Below are 5947 nucleotides of genomic sequence, written 5' to 3'. Positions count from 1 at the left end.
AGATGTGTATAAGAGACAGATATATATGTTGTGACTAAGGCGCGTAATGGTAACTTGCTTTTTTTATTTAATTTACTCAGAAACTTAGGTGCTTGTTTTTCGTCGCTAAGTGAAAAGAGCATTCTACTAGTTGTATAGATACCCGAGTTAGTCGCAGATAATAATGAAGTTAAAATAACTGCGTTAATTACTGAAGCGGCAAATGCAATTCCTATTCTATCAAATACAATTGTAAATGGACTTTGAGACACCGATTGATTTTCATTTAATAATAAAGAATCAGTATAAGGTATGATTGCAGCAATCACGGCTATAGATAAAACATAGAATAATAAAATTCTCCAAAATACTTGTTTAACTGCTTTAGGCATAGTTTTCTCAGGGTTATCTGATTCTCCAGCTGTCACTGCGACTACTTCGGTACCACCCACTGAGAATCCAGCTACAAGTAGTACGCCTAAGAAACCTGATAATCCACCTACAAATGGTGCTTCGCCTTTAGTATAATTTTCAAAACCATATGTATGGCCACCTAGAATACCAAATATCATTAAGAAACCAATGATAATAAAGACGATAATTGTAATAACTTTAACTAGAGATAACCAAAATTCCATTTCACCAAATGCTTTAACTGTGAACACATTTAATAAAAACATTAAAGTAATGAATATTAAACTCCATACTATAGGACTAAAAAATTTAAAGATATCCCAGTAATAGAGAACGTTAGATGCTACCATCACGTCTACACTTGATACTAAAGACCATAAAATGTAGTATAACCAACCCATTGTAAACCCCAGTGAAGGGTCTACAAAACGAGTAGCATAAGAACTAAAAGAACCAGATACAGGATAGAATGTAGCCAATTCTCCAATTGAGGACATTAAAAAATAAAGCATGATTCCAATTAATAGATAAGCTAAAATGGCACCCCCAGGACCGGCTTGGGCTACAACACTACCTGTAGCTACAAATAGACCAGTACCGATTGCGCCACCGATTGCAATCATGGATATGTGTCTTGAGCTAAGACCACGTTTCATATTGTTATCTTCCATACAATGTCTCCTAAACTAAAATTTAAAATATACACATCATTTTAATGCTTTTAGCTTTAGTATTCAATAGCTTTCAAATAAGTTGTTCTAAAAATTTAAATTTTCCGACATCTTAAGAAATGTGAAAATATTTTGATAATTAACATAATATTAAACAAATAACTTTAACTATAAACATTTCTAGATTATAATTATTATAAATTAGGGAGGGGATTTATAAATGTCAAAAGAAGATAAAAAGCTGACAGGTTTATTTGGCCATCCAGTGTCAGATAGAGAAAATAGTATGACAGCAGGTCCACGAGGGCCATTAATGATGCAAGATATTTATTATTTAGAGCAAATGTCTCACTTTGATCGTGAGGTTATTCCTGAAAGACGTATGCATGCTAAAGGTTCAGGAGCATTTGGTACTTTTACGGTTACAAATGATATTACTCAATATACAAATGCGAAAATGTTCTCCGAAGTAGGAAAACAAACTGAGATGTTCGCACGTTTTTCAACTGTATCAGGTGAACGTGGGGCAGCTGATTTAGAAAGAGACATTCGTGGTTTTGCTTTGAAGTTCTATACAGAAGATGGAAACTGGGATTTAGTAGGTAATAACACACCAGTCTTTTTCTTTAGAGATCCAAAATTATTTATAAGTTTAAATCGCGCAGTGAAACGCGATCCACGCACAAACATGAGAAGTCCTCAAAATAACTGGGATTTCTGGACAGGCGTGCCAGAATCATTACACCAAGTTACTATCTTAATGTCAGATCGTGGTATGCCAAAAGGTTTCCGAAATATGCATGGTTTTGGTTCGCATACGTATTCTATGTATAATGATAAAGGTGAACGCGTGTGGGTTAAATATCACTTCAGAACGCAACAAGGAATTGAAAATTATACTGATGAAGAAGCGGCTGAAATAGTTGGTGGAGATAGAGATTCATCTCAACGTGATTTATTTAATGCTATTGAACAAGGTGATTATCCTAAATGGAAAATGTATATTCAAGTTATGACGGAAGAACAAGCTAAGAATCATCCTGATAATCCATTTGATTTAACAAAAGTATGGTATAAAGCTGATTATCCACTTATCGAAGTTGGTGAATTTGAGTTAAACCGTAATCCAGAAAACTATTTCATGGAAGTTGAACAAGCTGCATTTGCACCAACTAATATCATTCCAGGTTTAGATTTCTCACCTGATAAAATGTTACAAGGGCGTTTATTCTCATATGGTGATGCACAACGTTATAGATTAGGTGTAAATCACTGGCAAATTCCGGTAAACCAACCTAAAGGTGTTGGCATTGAAAACTTATGTCCTTTTAGTCGTGACGGTCAAATGAGATTCCTAGACGGTAACCAAGGTGGCGGACCTCATTATTATCCAAATAATCAGGGCGTATACGGTTCTCAACCTGAGTATAAAAAACCACCATTCCCAGTTGATGGAGATGGATACGAATATAATGAAAGACAGTACGACGACAATTATTTCGAACAACCAGGTAAACTATTCCGACTACAATCTGATGCTGCTAAAGAACGTATATTTACTAATACTGCCAATGCAATGGACGGTGTAACAGAAGATGTTAAACATAGACATATTCGCCATTGTTACAAAGCAGACCCAGAATACGGCAAAGGTGTAGCAAAAGCATTAGGAATTGACATTAACCAAGTTGATTTAGAAGGTACGAATGACGAATTATATGAGAACTTTAATTAAGTTTGAAAGTTTTTAATTGCACAAGACGGTTAGCTATGGTAAAATTTTAAATCGTAAGTATTCCTAGTTAAATAAGAAAGGATGTTAACTATGCGCGTTAATGTAACTTTAGCTTGCACAGAATGTGGCGATCGTAATTATATTACTACTAAAAATAAACGTAATAATCCTGAGCGTATTGAAATGAAAAAATATTGCCCAAGATTAAATAAACACACGCTACACCGGGAAACTAAATAATCTCTTATCTTTTAAATACGACATTAAAGATAAAGTTTATAATGAAAAGCCGGAACATTTAATTGTTCCGGCTTTTTTATGTCTAAACAAATGTAAATATTTAAAATAGAAACTAGGTTATAAAGCAATTTTCATGAAAATTAAGCTATTACTCTTGTAATTATAAAATCATATGTTAAGATATAAAACGTAATTATTACGATTTAAGAAAATGGAGTGACAGAAAATGGCAAAAAAATCTAAAATTGCTAAAGAACAAAAAAGAGAAAAACTTGTTAATCAATATTATGAGTTACGTAAAGAATTAAAAGCTAAAGGTGATTATGAAGCATTAAGAAAATTACCTAGAGACTCATCACCAACTAGATTAACTAGAAGATGCCGTGTAACAGGGCGTCCTAGAGGTGTAATGCGTAAATTTGAAATGTCAAGAATTGCTTTTAGAGACCATGCACATAAAGGACAAATTCCTGGCGTAAAAAAATCAAGTTGGTAATATGTAATAATTAGTACTTTAGTCCATTTACAATACATTTAAAAGGTTGTAAAGTATACAATGGTTAGAATTATGAATGATTGGTATGTTTTATATAAAAATCGTTCGCTTTTTAAAAATATAATTAAATTGTATAGGGGCTATAAAGTATGAAAATTTTTGATTATGAAGATATTCAATTAATTCCAAATAAATGTATTGTTGAAAGTAGATCTGAATGTGATACTTCCATTAAATTTGGACCTAAGATATTTAAATTACCAGTTGTACCAGCTAATATGCAAACGATTATGAATGAAGAATTAGCACAATGGTTTGCGAAAAATGATTATTTCTACATTATGCATCGTTTTGATGAAGAAGCTCGAATTCCATTTGTTCAAAAAATGCAAGATGCAGGATTATTTGCATCTATTTCAGTAGGTGTAAAATCAAATGAATTTGATTTCATCGAAACGCTAGCTTCTAAAAATATTATTCCAGAATATATTACAATCGATATTGCACATGGTCATTCTAATCCAGTCATCAATATGATTAAACACATTAAAAAACATCTTCCACAATCATTTGTTATTGCGGGTAATGTAGGAACTCCTGAAGGGGTTAGAGAACTAGAAAATGCTGGTGCTGATGCAACTAAAGTGGGTATTGGACCAGGAAGAGTATGTATCACAAAGATTAAAACTGGTTTCGGTACTGGCGGTTGGCAATTAGCTGCGTTAAATATTTGTAGTAAAGCTGCGCGTAAACCAATTATTGCAGATGGTGGATTAAGAACTCATGGCGATATTGCTAAGTCAATTAGATTTGGTGCAAGTATGGTAATGATTGGTTCTTTATTTGCCGCTCACGAAGAATCACCAGGTGAAACTGTTGAATTAGAAGGAAAATTGTATAAAGAATACTTTGGTAGTGCATCTGAATTCCAAAAAGGTGAACGTAAAAACGTAGAAGGTAAGAAAATGTTTGTTGAACATAAAGGTTCACTAAAGGATACGCTCATTGAAATGCAACAAGATTTACAAAGTTCTATTTCCTATGCTGGGGGCAAAGACCTCAAATCATTAACTACAGTTGATTATGTAATTGTTAGAAACTCAATTTTCAATGGGGATAAAGATTAATATTTGAGCGGTAGGTGTAAAATATCAAAAAATTTCTTTTGTTTTCGTTAGTACTTTTTTCAATTACCTTGTTTGTGCCACTGAAAGAAAGCTCAACATTAATTAATTTGCAAAATAATGTTAGGGATAAAGTTGAGCAAGTTATGAACGAGGATACTAGCGCAAAAACTAATGCGTTAAAAACGCCTCAAGAACAAGAATTCGCAATCAATAATATTCAAATGAATATGACAAAAAAAGACGTTGAATCTAAAGTTGGAAAGCCTAAACGAGTGACTTCGAATGAGTATGGTACTAATTGGTATACATACTACGATAGTGACTATGAGAATTTTATAATGATTAGTTACATCGAGAATAAAGTCAATGCGTTATACAGCAACCAAAACGTAATTACATCAAAATCGAAAGTTAAGTATAATACACCAAGAGATGTGGTTGAAAAACGCTTAGGGAAACCAATCGATGAAATGGTTAAAGGTAGATATCGAATAGAAATCAACGATGATGAATATGATGTCTTCCATGATTCGCATGTCTATTCAACAGTTTTTTATGATAAACATAATAATGATGGTGTTACCGCCTTACTTCAAGTTAGTGATGCTATGGAAAATAGATTACAACAACAATATGGGGCGCCTTCTTCTAAATTAAAAGAGAGTTATGAAGATCAAAACTTTGACTTAGTAAATTCAGAAAGAAAACAACATGGATTGAATACTTTAAATTATTCTAAGTCAATTTCGAATACTGCTAGAAAACACAGTGAGGATATGGCCAAAAATAATTATTTTGATCATACAAATTTAGACGGAGCTTCACCTTTTGATAGATTAAAAAAGGATAAAATTGATTTTAATTCTGCAGGTGAGAATCTTGCATATGGTCAACAAAGTAGTATTTTTGCGCATGAAGGTTTGATGAATTCACTAGGTCATCGTAAAAATATTTTAAACAGTAGTTTTAGTACTTTGGGTGTTGGTGTCGATTTTAATGACAAACGTCAACCATATTGGACAGAAAATTATACAGGTTAATAGTTTCAAAGTGTACTATTTGGGGTATCTTTTAGTTGATAAGGAAGTTGATATTATGACAACTAAAGATATAAATAAAAAAGATATTCTAGATAAAGTAAAAGAAATTTTGAATAAAAAAGAATCTGATAAACAAAAGAGCTAGGAAAACATTTAAATGTTTTCCTAGCTCTTTATTATTTATATTAAATATATAAGAGAGATTTTAACGAAAGATAACAAATATAGCCTATAATTCTCTATAG

The 5947-nt window shown here is 32.4% G+C and carries 6 protein-coding genes; 5 read left to right on the top strand and 1 reads right to left on the bottom strand.

The genetic code is table 11. The features are described 5' to 3' along the window. Positions 1-1064, bottom strand: a 1064-nt coding sequence (locus tag CD147_RS10985) for an amino acid permease (protein WP_103167508.1), incomplete at its 3' end; no start/stop codon positions are given. Between the two features lie 220 nt (positions 1065-1284). On the opposite strand from CD147_RS10985, the gene CD147_RS10980 reads away from it, so the two are divergent. From CD147_RS10980 to CD147_RS10960, 5 genes are all read left to right on the top strand, one after another. Further along, the gene (locus CD147_RS10980; protein WP_103167507.1) at positions 1285-2799 is read left to right on the top strand and encodes a catalase; all 1515 of its coding nucleotides are present in this window, start codon (positions 1285-1287) and stop codon (positions 2797-2799) included. A 90-nt stretch (positions 2800-2889) separates the two neighbouring features. Continuing rightward, entirely contained in the window at positions 2890-3039 is a 150-nt protein-coding gene (rpmG, locus tag CD147_RS10975; RefSeq protein ID WP_103167506.1) for a 50S ribosomal protein L33, read from the top strand. A gap of 226 nt (positions 3040-3265) precedes the next feature. Beyond that, the gene (rpsN, locus tag CD147_RS10970) at positions 3266-3535 is read left to right on the top strand and encodes a 30S ribosomal protein S14 (RefSeq protein WP_103167505.1); all 270 of its coding nucleotides are present in this window, start codon (positions 3266-3268) and stop codon (positions 3533-3535) included. A gap of 149 nt (positions 3536-3684) precedes the next feature. Beyond that, positions 3685-4662, top strand: coding sequence for a GMP reductase (guaC, locus tag CD147_RS10965; RefSeq protein WP_103167504.1), 978 nt, complete (start codon positions 3685-3687; stop codon positions 4660-4662). Between the two features lie 23 nt (positions 4663-4685). After that, positions 4686-5702, top strand: a complete 1017-nt coding sequence (locus CD147_RS10960) for a CAP domain-containing protein (RefSeq protein ID WP_103167503.1) — start codon at positions 4686-4688, stop codon at positions 5700-5702. The last annotated feature ends 245 nt before the right edge of the window (positions 5703-5947 follow it).

It is taken from the genome of Staphylococcus devriesei (assembly GCF_002902625.1).
Classification (GTDB): Bacteria; Bacillota; Bacilli; order Staphylococcales; family Staphylococcaceae; genus Staphylococcus; species Staphylococcus devriesei.
Note: the sequence above shows the minus strand (reverse complement) of the source record. Positions and strands in the feature narration are given on the sequence as shown.